The sequence below is a fragment of the Selenomonas ruminantium AC2024 genome, from assembly GCF_000687995.1.
In the GTDB taxonomy this organism is placed as follows: domain Bacteria; phylum Bacillota; class Negativicutes; order Selenomonadales; family Selenomonadaceae; genus Selenomonas_A; species Selenomonas_A ruminantium_B.
This window is the reverse complement of record NZ_JIAC01000001.1, coordinates 2,080,757-2,099,665: the sequence shown is the minus strand read 5'-3', so window position 1 is coordinate 2,099,665 and position 18,909 is coordinate 2,080,757. Positions and strand designations below refer to the sequence as shown.

Below are 18,909 nucleotides of genomic sequence, written 5' to 3'. Positions count from 1 at the left end.
TTGTGGATTACCGCGGGGCCGTGCTGATGCTTTTTCAAATAGCTTGCCGCCTGGGCAGAGTGCGGATGCTTTGCCCAGGCGGCTTTAATTTGTCTAAGCGCAAACAGGAGGATTATTATAGAATGCAAGAATTATGGCAGGGATTCCGTCCCGGAAAATGGCAGACGAAAATTGATGTACGTGACTTCATCCAGAAGAACTATACGCCCTATGAAGGCAATGCAGATTTCTTAGCGGACGCTACGGAAAACACCACGGCTGTGTGGGAACGCTGCAAGGATTTGCTGGCTCAGGAACGGGCTAAGGGCGGTGTGCTGGATGTGGATACGGAGACGGTTTCCACCACCATTTCCCATGGCCCCGGCTTTATTGACCAGGCTCATGAGTCCATTGTAGGCCTGCAGCTCGATGCGCCCTTGAAGCGCGGCCTTATCGTCAACGGCGGTCTGCGCATGGCGCAGCAGGCTGCCGCGGAATACGGCTACACGGTCAGCGATAAGATTACGGAAATCTATTCTAAGCACGTTAAGACCCATAATGAAGCGGTATTTGAACTCTATACCCCGGAAATGCGCAAGGCCCGCCATCTTGGCCTTCTGACCGGCCTGCCCGATGCCTATGGCCGCGGCCGTATCATCGGCGACTACCGCCGTGTTGCACTCTACGGTGTTGACCGCCTGATTGAGCAGAAGAAGCTCGACAAGGAAGAGATGTACAGCGGGGATATGGATGCGGACAAGATGCGTGCCCGCAGTGAAATCGCCCAGCAGATTAAGGCCTTAAATGACCTGAAGACCATGGCAGCAGGCTATGGCTTTGACATCAGCGTGCCGGCTAAGAATGCCAAGGAAGCTGTACAGTGGGTATACTTTGGCTATCTGGCTTCCGTCAAGGAACAGAATGGTGCTGCCATGTCCATTGGCCGTGTGAGCACCTTCCTCGACATCTACATGGAACGCGATTTGGCCAATGGTGTGATTACCGAAGCCGAAGCGCAGGAATACATGGACCAGCTTGTCATCAAGCTGCGCATGGTGCGCATGCTGCGTACGCCGGAATACAATGAACTCTTTGCCGGTGACCCCATCTGGGTAACGGAATCCGTCGGCGGCATGGGTGAGGATGGCCGTACACTGGTGACGAAGAACTCCTTCCGTGTACTGCATACCCTTGAAAATCTCGGCCCGTCCCCGGAACCGAACCTCACGGTGCTCTGGAGCAAACGCCTGCCGGAAGGCTTCAAGAAGTATGCGGCGGCAATCTCCATCAAGACCAGCGCCATTCAGTATGAAAATGACGAGGTTATGCGTCCGGCCTATGGGGATGATTACGGCATTACCTGCTGCGTGTCCGCTATGAAGCTCGGCAAGATGATGCAGTTCTTTGGCGCTCGTGCTAACCTTGCCAAATCCCTGCTGCTCGCCATCAATGGCGGTAAGGATGAAAAGAGCAATGAACAGCTGGCTCCGGAAATGCCGCTGCCTGCAGATGGTGTCCTCGACTATGCCGATGTGCGCAAGAAGTATTCCAAGGTACTGGCATGGCTGGCGAAACTCTATGTGAACACCATGAACGTGATTCACTACTCCCATGACCTGCATGCTTATGAAGCTGGTCAGATGGCTCTCCATGACAGCAAGATTGAACGCCTTATGGCCTTTGGCGTAGCAGGCCTGTCCTGCGCGGTGGATTCGCTTTCCGCCATCAAATACGCCAAGGTTACGCCGATTCGCAATGAGTTTGGCGTAGCTACGGATTTCAAGGTGGAAGGGGAGTTCCCGAAATTCGGCAACAACGACCCGCGCGTGGATGAACTGGCGCATGAGTTGACTCACGAATTCATCACGGAGCTCAGAAAGCACAAGGCTTACCGTGGGGCAGAGCATACCCTGTCCATCCTGACCATTACGTCCAACGTTATGTACGGCAAAAAGACCGGCACCACGCCGGATGGCCGCAAGATTGGCGAACCTTTGGCACCGGGGGCTAACCCCATGCATGGCCGGGATAAGAGCGGCGCACTGGCTGCCATGAAATCCATTGCCCATCTGGATTATGCGGACTGCCGGGATGGTATCTCCTATACCTTCTCCATGATTCCTTCTGCTCTGGGCAAGACGGATGAAATCCGCGTGCAGAACCTCACGGCTATGCTGGACGGTTACAGCGGTTATGAAGCACATCATATCAACATCAACGTACTCGATAGAGCTGTATTGGAAGATGCTATGGAGCATCCGGAAAACTATCCGCAGCTCACCATCCGCGTGTCCGGTTATGCGGTGAACTTCATTAAGCTCGACAGACCACATCAGTTGGAAGTAATCCAGCGTACCTTCTATGAAGCCATGTAAGATGTTGCAGGGATATTATCATTCCAAGCTGAGTTTCGGCACGATGGACGGCCCCGGCATCCGCTATGTGCTCTTTTTGGCCGGGTGTCAGCTGGGCTGTGCCTTTTGCCACAATCCCGATACCTGGGCCAGAGGTGAGCAGCAGATTACGGCAGATGAAGTTCTGACGGAGATGGAGGACTATCGTAATTTCTACGAGTCCTCTGGGGGCGGTCTGACGGTTTCCGGCGGTGAGCCTCTATTGCAGCCGGAGTTCTTGTTAGAGCTCTTGGCAAAGGCAAAGGCAGCGGGCTTTCATACCGCCATCGACACCTGCGGCTTGGCCGCTAAAGAGGCCATCCTGCAGGTTCTGCCACATACGGACAGGGTGCTCTTTTCCTTGAAGGGCTGCACGGAAGCCAGCTATCAGGCGCTGACCAAGGCAAAGTTTGGCACCATACGGGAAAATCTTGTCTGCATAGCCAAACGCAAGCCTGTAACCCTGCGCTATGTGCTGATTCCCGGCTATACGGCAGGGAAGGACAGCTTGGCGGAGCTTATCCGTCTCGTGCGCAGCCTGCCGGGAAATGTGGAAGTGGAGGTCCTGCCTTACCATACCATGGGCATTGCCAAATGGGAGGTTCTGGGCTGGGATTATCCCCTCAAAGATGTACCGGAACCTACAAAAGAAGAAGTAACTGCCTTTCGCCAGGCCCTGAGCCAGGCAGGCATAAAATTAGCGGCAACGGAGAAATAACCGTTGCCGCTTTTAGTGTTCAAAATCATGACGATTTCCGATAAAATTATTTAAGTTCGTGCGATTTTTTGGCGATATATACGGTATACATTATCTGAGAGGACTGTCTTGTGGTTGCGCACTTGTGTCTTTTATGATAAAATGATTATAGTTAGTATATCGGAAATATCATATAAAATTCTACTCTAATGATTGACTTTAGCTACAAATTCTGTTGCTTCTAACAAAGGAAAGAAAGGATGAGTGACATGAATAAGATTTATAAAGTGATCTGGAGCAAAGCAAGGGAATGCTATGTTGCAGTATCGGAGATTGCAAAAAGCAAGGGTAAGGGCGGTGCGCTACTGTCAGGCGTAGTGGGGTTGATGCTGCCTCTGCAGGTTGCCATGGCTGCTCCAGTGATGCCGACCTTGGATTATCGTGGAGCCCCAGGGCATGTTACGATAGCTTCATCGTCAAATAGCACTACGGCAACGATGAACATCTCCAGTACTCAGGCTAACAATGTGTTGAAGTGGATAGACTTCTCCATTGGCCATGGCGGAACAGTTCAGTTTGATGGGCGGAACTACCTGAACTATGTGACCGGTCATGGGCGTTCAGAAATTGATGGTATCTTAAAGGGTACAGGCAATATCTTCCTGATTAATCCTAACGGGATTATTTTTGGAGCCAATGCCCAGGTAGATGTGGGCAATTTGTATCTTTCGACTAGAAGTCTGGACCAAAGTGTCCTTGATGCCTTTGCCAATAATGGTACCAACCCGCTGACTACGTCAGTAAATGCCGTGACTGGTGACATCATCAATATGGGGACGTTGAAGGCAACCAATATTACGGTTGAAGGAAACAATATTACTTTTAAGAATGTGGCGGAAGTAACGCCGTCAACGGCTATAAATGTGCGCGCTTCTGGTGAAGTGCATGTGGGGTATGAAGCCAGCGGTGTGGTTAATGAAGTTAATACGACAGAATATAAGAGCGAGAATGTTGCAGCGCCTGACCTTGGCAAGTGGAATTTCAAAGGTTTGGATAATACCACTGCTGTAACGCCGCTTCAGTATATGCTGGTGCGAAATGTTTACGAATTGCAGAATATGCAAAATAATCTTAGTGGAAACTATATGCTGGCAAATGATATTGATGCTGGAGGTTTTGAAGGTTTTGTACCGGTTGGGAATAACTCAACCAGATTTAACGGAAGATTCGATGGTATAGGCTTGACGATAAGAAATCTAAATATTATTAGTGGAACTTCTAATGTTGGATTGTTTGGCTATAATGAGGGCACAATTGAAAATGTAGGGCTGGAAAATGGTTCGGTAACGGGGACGAACTGGTATGTTGGTAGTATCAGCGGTAGGAGTTCTGGAACCATAAGGAATGTATATAATACAGGGACAATAAGTGGAGGCGGTGCACAAATTGGTGGTATTGTTGGGAGACAAGAATCAACTGGTTTAATACAAAATGCTTACAATACTGGAACAATAAAGTGTAAAAATACTGGTCAAGCAGCATCTATAGGCGGTATTGCTGGGGAAGGTATCGGCAAGATTCAGAATGTGTATAATACAGGCCAGATAATTCCTGATACAAGCCTAAATGATGCTGCGGTTATGGGATATTGTGGTGGAATTGTCGGTAAAGCGGGAAATTTGGAGATTAGCAATGCATATAATACCGGGGCAATAAGTGGCAGGGATGTAGCAGGCATTGTAGGAGGGACGTTTACTTCAGCAAATGTGACAATTGACCAAACGTATAATACAGGAAAGCTTACTGCACGTAATCGTAATGATGGTAGTGCTGGTAGTGCTGGTGGGATATTTGGTACGAATGGAGGATCTGCTACAATAAAGGTAACGAAATCTTTTTATTATTATGATGTGAATATGTACGGAGTTGTTGGGGATAACGGCACATTGCCTAATGGATATGGTACCCCGAAAACGAGTGGTGAATTAAATAGTATTGACACCTATGCCGGCTGGGATATTTCGTCAGAAGGTGGGTCAGGGAAGGCATGGCGCATATATAAAAAGCAAACGGGGGGAGATACATTTGGATATAGAATGCCAATATTAACCGCTTTTTTGAAAACCAAAGATGTGGTAAAGGTGTTTGAATATGACGGTGCGGCACATGGAATTGGTAAAGGAATCAGTGTTTATAATTCCTACTTAGACAATGATAGGCATATTTTTATAGGGCCGGTATGTAGGGTGGATACAGATACTAATATTAACGCCGGCGTGTATGAATTTAGTGAATGGAATAAAAGATTATTCTGTTCAGATCAAGCTGGCTATGATATTGTTGACATGAAATATATCATCCAGCCGAAAAAAGTCTCCGCAACCTTTGACAGCGACGTATACAACGGAACCAATACGTTTGCTGGTGTAAGCGGAACTTTGTCAAATGTGGTTGCAAGTGATGTGGATAATTTGACTGTAACTGTCACTGCGACTTATGCTGACAAGAATGTTGGCATAAATAAGGATGTGACCTATAGCAATGTAACCTTAGCAGGAACTGCCAAAAACAATTACATCATTGCGGATACGATAGCGACTAAAGGTACCATTACACCGGCGCCCTTGACCCTGACGGCGGCAGATGTGACGAAGACTTATGATGGAACTACTGTTGTAGCTAATGGAGTTTTGCAAATCGAATCCGGTACCCTTTACGCTGGCGATAGCATAAGCGGTGGAACCTTTGCTTTCGCAGATAAGAACGCTGGTGCGAACAAGACCGTTACGGTAGCTGGTGCAACCATTAGTGATGGTAATAGTGGCGGCAATTACAATGTAAGCTACGCCAATAACACGACCAGCACCATCAACAAGGCAGATTTGACCCTGACGGCGGCAGATGTGACGAAGACCTATGATGGAACCACGGTTGTAGCTAATGGAGTGTTGCAGGTCAAATCCGGTACTCTTTATGATGACGACAGCATAAGCGGCGGAACCTTTGCTTTTGCCGATAAGAATGCTGGTACGAATAAGACTGTTACGGTAGCTGGTGCAACCATTAATGATGGTAATAGTGGCGGCAATTACAATGTAAGCTACGCCAATAACACGACCAGCACCATCAACAAGGCAGACCTGACCCTGACGGCGGCAGATGTGACGAAGACCTATGATGGCACTACGGATGTGACGGATGGAGAGCTGCAGGTCAAATCCGGCACTCTTTACGGAACTGACAGCATAAGTGGCGGAACCTTTGCTTTTGCCGATAAGAATGCTGGTACGAATAAGACTGTTACGGTAGCTGGTGCAACCATTAATGATGGTAATAATGGCAGCAATTACAATGTAAGCTATGCTGATAACACAACCAGTACTATCAACAAGGCAGATTTGACCCTGACGGCGGCAGATGTGACGAAGACCTATGATGGAACCACGGTTGTAGCTGATGGAGTGCTGCAAGTCATATCCGGTACTCTTTATGATGACGACAGCATAAGCGGCGGAACCTTTGCTTTTGCCGATAAGAACGCCGGTACGAACAAGACTGTTACGGTAGAAGGTGCGACTGTCAATGATGGCAATAGTGGCGGTAATTACAACGTAAGCTACGCAAGTAACACGACCAGCACCATCAATAAAGCTGATTTGACTCTGACAGCAGCAGATGTGACGAAGACCTATGATGGAACTACTGCTGTGACGGGGGGAGTGTTGCAGGTCAAAACTGGTACCCTTTATGAAGGCGACAGCATAAGCGGTGGAACCTTTGCTTTTGCGGATAAGAATGCCGGTGCGAATAAGACGGTTACGGTAGACGGTGCAACCATTAGTGATGGCAATAACGGTGGTAACTACAATGTAAGCTACGCAAGTAACACGACCAGCACCATCAATAAAGCTGATTTGACTCTGACAGCAGCAGATGTGACGAAGACCTATGATGGAACTACTGCTGTGACGGGGGGAGTGTTGCAGGTCAAAACTGGTACCCTTTATGAAGGCGACAGCATAAGCGGCGGAACCTTTGCTTTTGCCGATAAGAACGCTGGTGCGAATAAGACGGTTATGGTAGACGGTGCAACCATCAGTGATGGCAATAACGGTGGTAACTACAATGTAAGCTACGCAAGTAACACAACCAGCACCATCAACAAGGCAGACCTGACCTTAACGGCGGCAGATGTGACGAAGACTTATGATGGAACCACGGTTGTAGCTGATGGAGTGCTGCAGGTCAAATCCGGTACCCTTTACGCTGGCGACAGCATAAGCGGCGGAACCTTTGCATTTGCGGATAAGAATGCAGGTACTAACAAGACTGTTACGGTAGCTGGTGCAACTGTCAATGATGGTAATAGTGGTGGCAATTACAACGTAAGCTATGTAAGTAACACGACCAGCACCATCAACAAGGCAGATTTGACCCTGACGGCAGCAGACGTGACGAAGGAGTATGATGGAACGACGACTGTGACTAATGGCGAGTTGCAGGTAAAAGCCGGTACAGTATTTGCAGGAGATAGTGTAAGTGGTGGAACCTTCTCCTTTGCGGATAAGAATGCCGGTGCGAATAAGACCGTCACGGTAGACGGTGCAACCATCAGTGATGGCAATAATGGCGGCAACTATAATGTAACCTATGCGGATAACACCACCAGCACCATAACGCGCAAGGCGCTGGTTCTGGTGGCCGATGCGGCAAGTATTCAGGAGGGGGATGCAAAGCCGACTGCACTTACGGGAACGGTGACTGGTTTTGTACCTGGTGAGAATATCGGCGGCAGTGACAATCTGCTCTTTACGCTGTCCGAGCCTTCGGCAACTGCGGTGGGCAGCTATGGTATCGCAGGTTCAATTAATGGCAGTACTAGTGGGGAGTATGGTTTGAACTATACGTTCAGCAATGATGCTGCCAATGCTACGGCTTTCACGATTACGCCCAAGCCTGTTGTCTCCAAGGGGGACCCTGTTGCAATGTGGCTGGCATCAGTCAATCTCAGGTTAAAGGATATTCTGGGAGCTATTCAGCAGGGCGCGGAAAATAAAAATGGTGCAGAGGCGGTGATTGCCAATGAGCAGCGGGCCACTGGCGGCAGAGAACAGCTTTCCGTGGAAGGGGCTGGGGTGAATCTGCCGGGTACCATGGCAGCCTATAAAGTAATGGAGAAGATGCAGGCAGAGCAGAACAATAAAAAGAAAAAACAGAGCAGAAAAAAAGCATAACAAAGTATCTCTTTCCGCAGAATGAATGTCCGGTTGAGTTGAGGAGGCAGTCTTTTTAGGCGTGTCTCCTCTTTGTTTTGTCTAAAGGATTTTATGGCCTGGCAGGATTTTGTTTTAAGGTGGTAGAATATGTCATAGTGGTTATTGGATATAGAGAGAAAGAAGAGATATAGCACATGCAAAAGATATATTTAGCAAATGCAACACTTATGGCAAGCATATTCAGCCTGATTCCCTTCACCGCAGGGGCAGCTCCCGCCGTGCCAGCGCCGGGGGAAAGCTTTGAATCTCAGGAGGTAAAACCCGCTGAGGGTATTGAAAATACTACGCCAAAGGCGGAACAAACAGCCACGGAACTGCGTTTTACCCTTACTGGCATTACCGTAGAGCACGAGGATATGAAGCTGTCTGACGAAGCCTTGGACAAACGCCTTAAGGATTATATTGACAAGGAAATCGGCGAAAAAGAGCTGAATGCGGCTATAAACTCCGTCACTGAATACGCCCGGACGCATGGTTATCCCGCAGCCTCCGCCTACATACCCGATCAGACCGCCGTAGACGGAAAACTTACGGTGAAAATCGAACCGGGACGGTATGGCAGGATAAAACTGGAAAACAGCAGCAGGCTTAATTCCAAATTAGCAGCAGGAATCATGTCCGGACTGCACGAGGGAGAAATCATCAGAACCAACAGTCTGGAAACGGCCCTTTACAATCTGCGTGACCTAAATGGCGTAGACACGGTGGGGATACTAAGTCCCGGCGAAGCGCAGGGCACCAGCGACCTTACGGTGAAGATAGCTGACAGCAAACAGACTTCTGTGATACTTTACGCCGAAAACTACGGCAGTAAATCAGCTGGGCGTTATCGTTATGGTATACAGGGAGACTACAATAACCCTTTGGGTACCGGTGGTAAATTCACATTGGGCTATCTTCTCTCCAATCAGAAACAGCGTAACTATAACGTAAGCTACGAAATGCATTTGGGGCATAGTGCCACTAAAGTGGGCATAGGATATTCTCACGCGGACTACGAATTGGGAAGTGTATTTAGTGCTTTGGGGGCAAAAGGCACGGCTGACACTTACAGCTTCTATGGACGCACACCTCTCCTGAACACATCGAATAATGTCCTCAACTTGATTTATGGTTACAACTATCGTGATATTACGGACAAACTAGCCAATTATAATATCTCTTGGGAAAAACATAGTCACGCCTTTAATCTGGGGCTTGATGGCTTGCTGCGCTCTACAGGTAACGTCCTTACCTACAATGTGGGTATGACCACGGGGACGCTGGTGCCTGACTCAGATACAGCAAGAATGCAGGCTGCAGGTGGTGGCACCGAGGGGCGCTTCACGAAAGGGACCTTTGAAGTCACCGGTGTCCATGCTTTTGAGCCGCATTTTGATGTGATGCTGAAGCTCTCCGGGCAGAAAGCTGCCAGCAACTTGGACAGCAGTGAACACATATATTTGGGCGGTGCCAAGGGCGTGCGGGCTTACCCGCAGGGCGAAGCTTCCGGTGATGAGGGCATTCTTGGCACTCTGGAATTGCGTTATCACACCAAGGTCAAGGGGCTGACTTTGTCCACCTATTTTGACGCAGGCCATGTCAATATCAGCAAAAACGGAACGGATGGAAATATGACTCTTAAAGGCTGGGGCATAGGCGTTACCTATATAAAGCCCAATAACTGGTTCGCAAGGTTTGACTATGCAAGGCGTATCGGTTCTGATGAACTGATGAGCGCAGACGCTAAGAGCCGCCAAAGAATGTGGTTCTTGGCTGGGGTGATGTTCTGAATTCATCAAAAAAGAGACTGTCGCGCAGAATTTTATCTGGCGATAGTCTCTTTTGGCATTTATACTTCGCCCTCGTCCATGATGCCCAGCTTCCGCTTCCAGTAGCGGGAGTAGATGGCGCCCAGCGGGTTATGGGCAAGTAACCTGTCCTTTACCACCAAGGTAGTGACAGGGCCGGGGCAGGCGGAATTGAACAGGGTATCGTGGCCCACGCAAAGACCGCAGGAGATAAAGAGTTCTGTGCCCTTGTCGGCTAGAATCTTAGCCTGCATCTTGGGATTGCACATGGCTTCGTGTTCGAGCTCGGGCTTAACCTGCTTGAGGCCGAGTTCCTTCTTGTTGAAGCTGCAGTTCTTGCAGCAGACACTGTAAAATTCAAAACCCTGCTGCTGATAGTAGCGGGCGATATACTTTGCTTCCGCGTTCAGTCCGATGCAGAAGGCCATGCCCAGTTTTTTATAGCCCATGGCTTTGGCAAATTCTGCCGTTTCCTGCAGGCGGGTGATATTGCTGTAGAAGGTGCCCTCCACATAAGCGGCGGCCTTCATAATCTGCCGTTCCTCCTCATTGTAGGCAGCAAGAATGGTTTCCTTGTCAAACCCGGTACAATTTACGCCCTTGGTATAGCAGGCATGCGTCTTGCAGTTGGCACAATCGGCGTTCATAGGTAAAACCTCCTGTTTTCTGATGTTTTCATTATAGCGCGGGAAAAAGTAATCTTCAAGGCAGGCGCTGCCCAAATAAATTTAAGAAACACCTCCCTGCTTACGATATATTCAGCAGGGAGGTGTCTTTATGAAAGTGGCAGATAGCATGGAAATCTCTGCAGGCATGACCAATATAGAGCGGGCAAGAGCAGAAGGCTCCGATGCTTTCAAGAAACTGTTTTCCGGGATGGTTCAGGAGCGGGTGGAAAGCCTCACGGAAACGCTCGAAGAAATGAATGCCCGCCAACAGGAAATAAAGCAGCTCAAAGAGCAGCAGCATTTTACCGAAACCATTCGTCACATACTGCCCGATGGCAGTATTCTCGTGCGGGAATACGTGGATGGCAAGCTGGACAGCTGCTACCGCAAGCGCCCTCATCTAAAGGATGTGCCGGACGAAAGCAAGCCCCTGCCCCGGGCGGCAGACGGCACGGTTCTAGAGGCGCAGATAAAAATGAAACAGGTACCTGCTGTGCGTATCTTTGAAGATATTGGCTAAAATTAGAGCCTGGCAAGTTTTATTTGACTTGTCAGGCTCTAATTTTTTTATATCGTTTTTGACTTGTCAAAAGCTGACTGGTCAGAAATTGACTTGTCAGCCGGGGGTGGGACGAGCAGCAGGAAGCAGGCCAGAATATCGTCTACCTGAGAGGATTTTGCCACGCCGGTTTTGCACCAGAAGGCGAAGTGCTCGCAGTTGTTGAGCAGCAGGCTGTATCCCTGTTCGCCAAGCTTGCTGCGGGCCCTATCGATGGTTTCCTGGGGCGAAAATGAGGTGATTTCGCCGTCAAATACCCGTTGGATAATCCAGTCAAAGAGGTGAGTGTCTGCTGTCGGGCCAATGCCGTTCAATACATATAAGGTATCGCTGTCTGACATGAACTCTGCCAGTGTGGTTTCCGTGATAATGCCGTCGCTGAGCAGGGGATGGTGTTCCTTGTGATAATGGATAACCTGCTCATTGCCTGTATAGATGCCAAAATGGCGGTAGCCCTTGCGCTTGACATAGACGATATCACCGGTGTTAGCTGTTATCATAAGGAACATCCTCCCCATAGCTTGCGCGTATTTATTTGCCAATCATCATGCTGATGATTTCCTTGTCGGTTTCTTTCATGCCGATGCGTCCGAGGCGGCTGATGTTGCGGATGGTGTTTTCCACGCCCTTTTCGACGAGGCCGTCACCGCCGTAGAACTGCTGGCCGTTGCGGTACATCTCAAAGCCTAGGATACCCGCATCCACGGCAGCAGAAATCTTGGCGGCACAGGAGGCCTTGGCGCCGTCACAGACAATGCCGGAGGTGATGGCCAGCGCATTGACGATGGTGTGGATGACGGATTTGTAGTCGCCGCTGCAGAGCCAGGCAATGCCGGCACCAGCCCCGGCTCCGGCGCTGACGGCACCGCAGTAGGCAGACAGGCGGCCAATGCCTTCCTTTTCGTGGAGGGTAACGAGATTGGCCAGCACGAGGGCGCGATAGAGTTTTTCTTTATCCGCGCCTAATTCCTTGGCGTATTCAATGACGGGCAGGGAAACGGTCATGCCCTGATTGCCGCTGCCGGAGTTGATGACGACCGGCAGTTCGCAGCCGTTCATGCGAGCATCGGAACCGGCGGCAGCCTTGGCTCTGGCCCGGATATGGACGGAGTTTCCGTAGGCTTTTAAGAGGGTCTTGCCGATATTGGCGCCGTAGTCGCTTTTGAGGCCTTCTTCGGCAATGGCCGTGTTATAGGCAATTTGGCGGTCGATAATCTCCTGCACATCGGCCAAATCGCAGCTCATGGCAAAGTCGTAGATATTTTCAATGGTCAGGCATTCGTAGTCCGGCTTGCCCGTGTCCACGGTGTTTACGATTTCCTTTTCGAGAAGGACCTGGTCGTTGCGGGTGATTTTGACGATATTGGTGTGCTCATTGACCACCTGAACTTCCACCGTATCTGCGCCTTTGCTGGCCGTGACGATAATATCGAGTACATGGTCGGACTCGGCAAACTCTACGCGCAGTTCCGTCTGCTTCATGTAATCTGCGAGCTTGGCCTTGTCTTCATCCTTGGCATGGGCGATGACTTCGAGGCCTGCTTCTTCGTCCCCGGCCACAATGCCAATGGCAGCAGCCGCTTCAATGCCTTTGCGGCCGCCGGTGTTAGGCACGATAACGCTCTTGACGTTCTTGATGATGTTGCCGCTGGCGGCGATGGTGACCTTGTCCGGCAGGCAGCCTAAGACGGCTCTTGCTTTGGCAGCGCAGTAGGCAATGGCAATGGGTTCCGTGCAGCCCATTGCCGGAACCAGCTCGCGTCTGAGGATTTCAACATAGTTTCGATAGGTGGGGCAATTCTTTTCCATTAAAGTATCTCCATTCGTGTCGTTATTGTGCTGTCTTATAGCAGGTCGCTTAATTTTTTGCCATAGAAGAAGTCGTGTACCAGCTGGTGATATTCGGTCCAAAGGGGGAGAGTTTTGCAGATGCCCTTGCGGGGACATGCTGGTTCCTTGTCCGTCAGACAGGCAACCGAGGCCAATGTGCCTTCCATGAGTTCGATGATTTCGCCGACGGTGTATTCCTCGGGACGGCGGCAGAGCTTGTAACCGCCGCCTTTGCCGCTGGCTCCTGTCAGCAGACCTTCTTTTACCAAATCCTTGACGATAATTTCCAGATATTTTTTGGAAAGTTCCTGGCGGGCGGCAATATCCTTCAAGGGGATATACTTGCCATTTTCGTTTTCAGCCAAATCCAGCATAACGCGCAGGGCATAGCGCCCACGAGTGGAAATCATACCATCAGCTCCGTTCTTTCGCTATTCTTATCCACCCATTATACTGCAAGGCGAATGGGGTTGGCAACAGCGTTTTTGGCGAGCCTTTGACATGTCAGCCTTTGACTTGTCAATTTTGACTTGTCAGCTCGCAAGCTATATGCTACACTGTGAGTAAATAAATTACACAGGTGAGTATCATGGATAAGGCAAGTTATATCGCCATTGACCTCAAATCCTTCTATGCTTCCGTGGAATGTGTGGAGCGGGGGCTTGACCCGTTGACCACGAATTTGGTGGTGGCAGATGAGAGCCGGTCGGAAAAGACCATCTGCCTTGCCGCCAGCCCTGCCATCAAGCAGTATGGCGTACCGGGGCGGGCAAGGCTTTTTGAGGTGGTGCAGAAAATCAAATATGCCAACAGGCTGCGGGCGGCTAAGGCACCGGGGGGAAAACTCGTGGGCGAATCCTGCGACAGTCAGGATTTGGCAGATAATCCCCAGCTTGCCATCGGTTATATCGTGGCTGTTCCCCGCATGGCACTCTATATGAAATATAGCGGGCAGGTGTTCGGCGTGTACCTGCGTTATATCGCTCCTCATGATATTCATACGTATTCCATTGACGAGGTTTTTATCCATGTGGCGCCCTATCTTGCTACCTATAAAATGACGGCACATGAACTGGCCCGAAAGATGGTGGGGGATGTGCTGACGGAAACGAAAATTACGGCCACGGCAGGCGTGGGCAGTAATATGTATCTGGCCAAGATTGCCATGGACATCACCGCCAAGCATATGCCGCCGGACAAGGACGGCGTGCGCATTGCCGAACTCGATGAAATGCGCTATCGTCGGCAGCTCTGGGCGCATACCCCCATAACGGATTTTTGGCGGGTGGGGAGAGGCTATGCCCAGAAACTTGCGGACATGGGGCTCTACACCATGGGCGATATTGCCCGCTTTTCGCTGCAGGTCTATGGTGAAAATGAACTCTATAAGACCTTTGGGGTGAATGCAGAGCTTCTGATTGACCATGCCTGGGGATATGAACCCTGCACGATGGAGGCGGTCAAGAATTATCGGCCGACCAGCACGAGCCTCAGCAGCGGTCAGGTACTGCACGAACCTTATACCAATGAACAGGCGCGGCTGATTGTCTGGGAGATGATGGACCAGCTTATCTTTGATTTGCTGGAAAAGAAACTCGTGACCAATCAGGTGGTGCTCGATGTGGGATACGACATCGAAAACATGGCCAAGGGCTATAATGGCCCTGTCCATATCGACCATTACGGACGCAAGGTGCCCAAGGCTGCGCATGGAACCGTGAGCCTTGCGCATCATACTTCCTCGACGAAAAAACTTCTGCAGGAAACGCTGGCCCTCTATGACCGCATAACTATGCCGCAGCTTCTCGTGCGTCGCCTTACCGTGACCGTAGGCCGCCTGATTGCAGAGGACAGTCTGACCAGTCAAAAGGAAGCGGTGGTGCAATTTAATCTCTTTGACAATCTGGAGGAGAGAACCCGCCAGGAAGAAGCGAAGCAGCGCAGCGCGCAAAAGGAAAAATCCCTGCAGCATGCAATGCTGGCCCTTAGAAATAAATTTGGCAAGAACGCTGTGTTGAAGGCGGCGAACCTCAAAGAGGAGGCGCGCACCATAGCCAGAAACAGTGAGATAGGAGGACACAAGGCATGATTCCCCAGAGAACAAGTGAAGATTACGCCGATATCGTGAACCTGCCGCGGCCGGAGCCGCAGAACCATCAGCGTATGGCGCTTGCCAAGCGGGCGGCACAGTTCGCTCCCTTTGCGGCTTTGACGGGCTTTGACAAAGTGGTGGCCGAAACCATCCGTCAGCATGAAGAAAGTATTGACGATTAAAAATCTCGTTGTTGACAAAAAGAGCAAAATCCTTATAATAAATGATTAGCAAGCTAATTATTTTATGTTGGAGATAATTATGAAACGGGAAATTATACCGACCTTTGCCGAATTGGAACGGCATAAGAAGCTGGTGCCGGAGATTAATCCGGCGGCAGTCATCGCCATGCTGGGCATCAAGATGGCCAGTGAGGAGATTCAGCAGTCCATTTTGGATGTGCTGCAGCAGAGCTATCAGTTGTCCGAAGGAAAGTTCTGTGCGCTGGTGGTGCTTCATCAGTATGGCGAAAAGGGCATAGCTCCGTCAGAACTTGCGGCCAAAGTGGGAGTGACCCGGGCGACCATCAGCAATATGCTGCGGCGCATGGAACGAGACGGACTAGTGGATATCAATCCTGCCGCACAGGATGGCCGGGCCAAGGTCGTGAGCCTGACGAGAGCGGGCTGTGAATTCATGGAAGAGATTTTGCCGCCGCATTATCTGCGGGTCAGCAAATTGATGGAAAAACTGACCGAAGCCGAGCAGAAAGAACTCATTATGCTGCTGGAAAAGTTAAGTGCCTAAGGCACTTATTTTTACGTCAAAGTAGTTAGCTAGTAAACTATATAAGGGAGAGAATCGAGAATGAACACAAAAGAAAAAGCCAAGCGTACGGGCATCGTATTTATTGCCCTCCTGATTATCGGAGGACTGGTGTTGATGTATAAGGGCAATGATGCACTGGTGCTGGCCACGGAGAAGAAGGAAGGGATACTTACCGCCGAGCAGGTCAAGATGTCCTTTGATTCCGTCAGCGGGCGGCTCATCAAAGAAGCGGTGAAGGAAGGGGATTATGTTCATAAGGGCGACGTCATCATGGAACTGGACTCCACGGACACCGACCTTTCCATTGCCAAGCTCAAGACCCAGATTGCCCAGATGGAAGCGCAGATTGCCTCCACCAGCGGCACGCAGGGCATCAACTATCTGAAAGCCGATACGAGTGAAAGCCAGAACTACCGTGGCATCGACCAGCAGCAGGCGGCTTTGCAGTCGGCGAATGTCACCTTGAAGAATGCCCAGCTTGATTATAACCGCAAGGCCTCTTTGGTCGAGGCTGGCGCTATTGCTCAGTCCCAGCTGGATGATGCAGAGATGACGCTCAACGTGGCGCGGGCCAACGTGGAACAGCAGCAGCAATTATTGAACAAGCTGACTGCCGTCACCAATGGCAGCGGCACGGACTCCATTGCACAGGCGCGGATGTCTGCCGACAACATGGGCAATGATGTGGAAGCCCTGCGTCAGCAGAAAGCGGCTTTGGAAGTGCAGTTAAAGGAACTCGAAGTGGCCAAGGAACGTCTGACCCTGCGTGCTCCCGAAGATGGCAAAATCCTTAAAGTTCTGGCTAAAGAAGGGGAAATGATTTCTCCGTCCACGCCGGTGGTGCTGCTCGAAAGCAGCCGCAGCTACTACGATATTTATATCAGCGAAAAGCAGGCAGCAGGCCTCTCCGAGGGCATGGAAATTACCGGTACTACGGTAGCTGGAGAAAAGAAGGTTACGGGGACGGTACGTCTTTTGACGCAGGCTCCGGGCTTTGCGGATTTGAAGCAGTCCCGCGAAAAGGGCCAGTCTGACCTTTCGGCATTTCAGGTGCGTATCTATATTGACCCGCAGGATGGCATTATCCCGGGCATGACTATTGGGGTGAAAGACAGTGAATTCACTAAGAGATGAAATTAAGTTCCTGTTTTCTGGTCAGGGCATGCCCTATGAAAAGGTCTGCATCATGGTGGCCATGGTTATCACGCTGTTTGTGTCGGTGCTGCTCACTGGCAACATTGCCAAGGATGTTAAAGTCGTTGTTATCGATTTGGATAACTCGGCTTATACGCGAGAATTGACCAATCGCATAGATGCCTCAGAGTACATGAAGGTTACGGCGGTACTGAATACGGCGCAGGACCCCAAGGATTTATTCTATCAGGACAGGGCTTTTGCTGTGGTGTATTTCCCCAGAGGTCTGGAAAAGGATAGATATACGGGTGTGGCATCCAATATTGGCGTGTTCTACGATAACACGAACTCGGCCAATACCAGCAACATCAAAGAAGCGTTAAATGAAATCGTAGGGCTGGATAACGCGATGGCCAACGGTGATGTGGGCAGTACCAATGACAGCATTTACGGCAACGTGAGCCTTGCGACCCGTAACCTCTTTAATCCGCAGGAATCCAAGGACAACGGGGAAACGTTGGGCTTCTTGTTCTTCTTTGGTTCGATGTTCTTTACCTTTGCAACCATTGGTATGATACCGCGTCTTAGGCTTACACATCAGCTGGATAAAGTTCTGCTTGAGGGCACGCCCTGGGATTTATTGGCAAGACTCATTCCCTATGGCTGCTGTCTGATGGTTTCCTGGGTGCTGGGATTAGCGGTACTCCGGGTATGGGGGGATTTGACCTTTTCGGGAAATCTCTTTACCTTTATCTTCGTGCAGATATTTTATATTTTCACAGTGGGCACCTTGTCCTTGATGTTTGGCTGGACGGCAGCCAACCCCGGTATTGCATCAAGCCGTATGATTCTCTTTATTCCTGGCGGTTTTATTCTGGGGGGCGGTGCTGGTCCGACTACCTTCTTTGCGGATTGGGTGGTAAAGTTTAGCCATGTATTCCCGCTTACCTGGGAATTTCATTTTGAACGGGATATCATTGCCAGGGGGGCAGGCTTTGCTGATATTACCCAGACCTTTGGCGCATTTCTTGTCTATATGGGGATTGTGGGCATCCTGTTCTGCCTGCGGTTCAATGCTTCCCGCAAGGAACTTTTAGCCAGACAGGCAGCTGAAGAACGTCAGCATAAGCAGATGGCAGCGCTGGCGCAGGAACTGGCAGATAGGGGATGATGTTGTGGAAAAGATGGAATTGACAAGTCAAATGGATACGGCCGCGCTGATTGAGGAAATCAAAACGCGGCCGCAGCAGGCGATAAAGTGTGACCGCATTCTTCTGCCCACGGACGGTTCCGGGCAGGCCTTTAAGGCCGTCAAGGAGGCCGTTCAGCTCGCGGCTGCGACCAAGGCGGAAATCACCTTGCTGATGGTGGTGGACTACAATCAGAATGTGGCGGCTTTTGAACAGGTCAGTCTCAGCGGTTATGTGCCGGCGGAACTAAAAATTGCCGCCTATCAATTCCTGGCAGACCTCATGCACGTAATCCCAAGTGATGTTCACGCTCATACCCGCGTGGAAGTGGGCAATCCCGGCGAGGTTATCTTAAGTGTGGCCGAGGAAGAGGAAAGCGATATGATTGTCATGGGGACGCATGGTTTCGGCACCTTCCGCAGCCTGCTGATGGGCAGCGTGTCCAGTTTCGTCACCCAGCATGCAGATTGTCCCGTGCTGCTGTGCAAGGGAATGCCGGAAGAATCTTAACGAGTCAAAAGCTGTGTCAGAAT

At 50.2% G+C, this 18,909-nt stretch carries 15 protein-coding genes; 11 read left to right on the top strand and 4 right to left on the bottom strand.

Annotated features, from left to right (window positions below):
• Positions 1 to 122: 122 nt before the first annotated feature.
• From pflB to P157_RS0109970, 4 genes are all read left to right on the top strand, one after another.
• On the top strand, positions 123 to 2,354 hold the full coding sequence (gene pflB, locus P157_RS0109985) for a formate C-acetyltransferase (RefSeq protein ID WP_026760862.1): 2,232 nt from the start codon (positions 123 to 125) through the stop codon (positions 2,352 to 2,354).
• Position 2,355: 1 nt separating this feature from the next.
• Positions 2,356 to 3,090: a pyruvate formate-lyase-activating protein gene (pflA, locus tag P157_RS0109980; RefSeq protein ID WP_026760861.1), complete on the top strand. Its 735-nt coding sequence runs from the start codon at positions 2,356 to 2,358 to the stop codon at positions 3,088 to 3,090.
• A gap of 248 nt (positions 3,091 to 3,338) precedes the next feature.
• Complete coding sequence (locus P157_RS14955) at positions 3,339 to 8,303, top strand: YDG domain-containing protein (RefSeq protein ID WP_196243117.1); 4,965 nt, start codon at positions 3,339 to 3,341, stop codon at positions 8,301 to 8,303.
• 176 nt (positions 8,304 to 8,479) lie between these two features.
• Positions 8,480 to 10,117, top strand: a complete 1,638-nt coding sequence (locus tag P157_RS0109970; protein ID WP_026760859.1) for a ShlB/FhaC/HecB family hemolysin secretion/activation protein — start codon at positions 8,480 to 8,482, stop codon at positions 10,115 to 10,117.
• A 59-nt stretch (positions 10,118 to 10,176) separates the two neighbouring features.
• Here P157_RS0109970 and P157_RS0109965 read toward each other — a convergent pair whose 3' ends face one another.
• On the bottom strand, positions 10,177 to 10,782 hold the full coding sequence (locus tag P157_RS0109965) for a DUF1847 domain-containing protein (RefSeq protein WP_026760858.1): 606 nt from the start codon (positions 10,780 to 10,782) through the stop codon (positions 10,177 to 10,179).
• Between the two features lie 130 nt (positions 10,783 to 10,912).
• On the opposite strand from P157_RS0109965, the gene P157_RS0109960 reads away from it, so the two are divergent.
• Positions 10,913 to 11,323: a hypothetical protein gene (locus P157_RS0109960; RefSeq protein ID WP_026760857.1), complete on the top strand. Its 411-nt coding sequence runs from the start codon at positions 10,913 to 10,915 to the stop codon at positions 11,321 to 11,323.
• Between the two features lie 47 nt (positions 11,324 to 11,370).
• On the opposite strand, the gene P157_RS14440 is transcribed toward P157_RS0109960, so the two are convergent.
• From P157_RS14440 to P157_RS0109945, 3 genes are read right to left on the bottom strand one after another with little or no spacing between them, the layout of a single operon-like run.
• Positions 11,371 to 11,862: a lecithin retinol acyltransferase family protein gene (locus P157_RS14440; protein ID WP_051598592.1), complete on the bottom strand. Its 492-nt coding sequence runs from the start codon at positions 11,860 to 11,862 to the stop codon at positions 11,371 to 11,373.
• A gap of 31 nt (positions 11,863 to 11,893) precedes the next feature.
• Entirely contained in the window at positions 11,894 to 13,171 is a 1,278-nt protein-coding gene (locus P157_RS0109950) for a serine dehydratase subunit alpha family protein (RefSeq protein ID WP_026760856.1), read from the bottom strand.
• A gap of 35 nt (positions 13,172 to 13,206) precedes the next feature.
• Positions 13,207 to 13,602: an RrF2 family transcriptional regulator gene (locus P157_RS0109945; RefSeq protein ID WP_026760855.1), complete on the bottom strand. Its 396-nt coding sequence runs from the start codon at positions 13,600 to 13,602 to the stop codon at positions 13,207 to 13,209.
• A 179-nt stretch (positions 13,603 to 13,781) separates the two neighbouring features.
• On the opposite strand from P157_RS0109945, the gene P157_RS0109940 reads away from it, so the two are divergent.
• From P157_RS0109940 to P157_RS0109915, 6 genes are all read left to right on the top strand, one after another.
• Positions 13,782 to 15,281 (top strand): DNA methylase, encoded by a 1,500-nt coding sequence (locus P157_RS0109940; protein WP_026760854.1) that lies wholly within the window; start codon positions 13,782 to 13,784, stop codon positions 15,279 to 15,281.
• The gene (locus P157_RS0109935; protein WP_026760853.1) at positions 15,278 to 15,466 is read left to right on the top strand and encodes a hypothetical protein; all 189 of its coding nucleotides are present in this window, start codon (positions 15,278 to 15,280) and stop codon (positions 15,464 to 15,466) included. The genes P157_RS0109940 and P157_RS0109935 overlap by 4 nt, the downstream gene beginning before the upstream one ends.
• A gap of 79 nt (positions 15,467 to 15,545) precedes the next feature.
• Positions 15,546 to 16,031, top strand: coding sequence for a MarR family winged helix-turn-helix transcriptional regulator (locus P157_RS0109930; RefSeq protein ID WP_026760852.1), 486 nt, complete (start codon positions 15,546 to 15,548; stop codon positions 16,029 to 16,031).
• A 60-nt stretch (positions 16,032 to 16,091) separates the two neighbouring features.
• A complete protein-coding gene (locus P157_RS0109925; protein WP_026760851.1) occupies positions 16,092 to 17,186 on the top strand; it encodes an HlyD family secretion protein in 1,095 nt (364 codons plus the stop codon).
• On the top strand, positions 17,167 to 18,357 hold the full coding sequence (locus P157_RS0109920; protein WP_026760850.1) for an ABC transporter permease: 1,191 nt from the start codon (positions 17,167 to 17,169) through the stop codon (positions 18,355 to 18,357). The genes P157_RS0109925 and P157_RS0109920 overlap by 20 nt, the downstream gene beginning before the upstream one ends.
• Positions 18,358 to 18,370: 13 nt before the next feature.
• Entirely contained in the window at positions 18,371 to 18,886 is a 516-nt protein-coding gene (locus P157_RS0109915) for a universal stress protein (RefSeq protein ID WP_329811780.1), read from the top strand.
• The last annotated feature ends 23 nt before the right edge of the window (positions 18,887 to 18,909 follow it).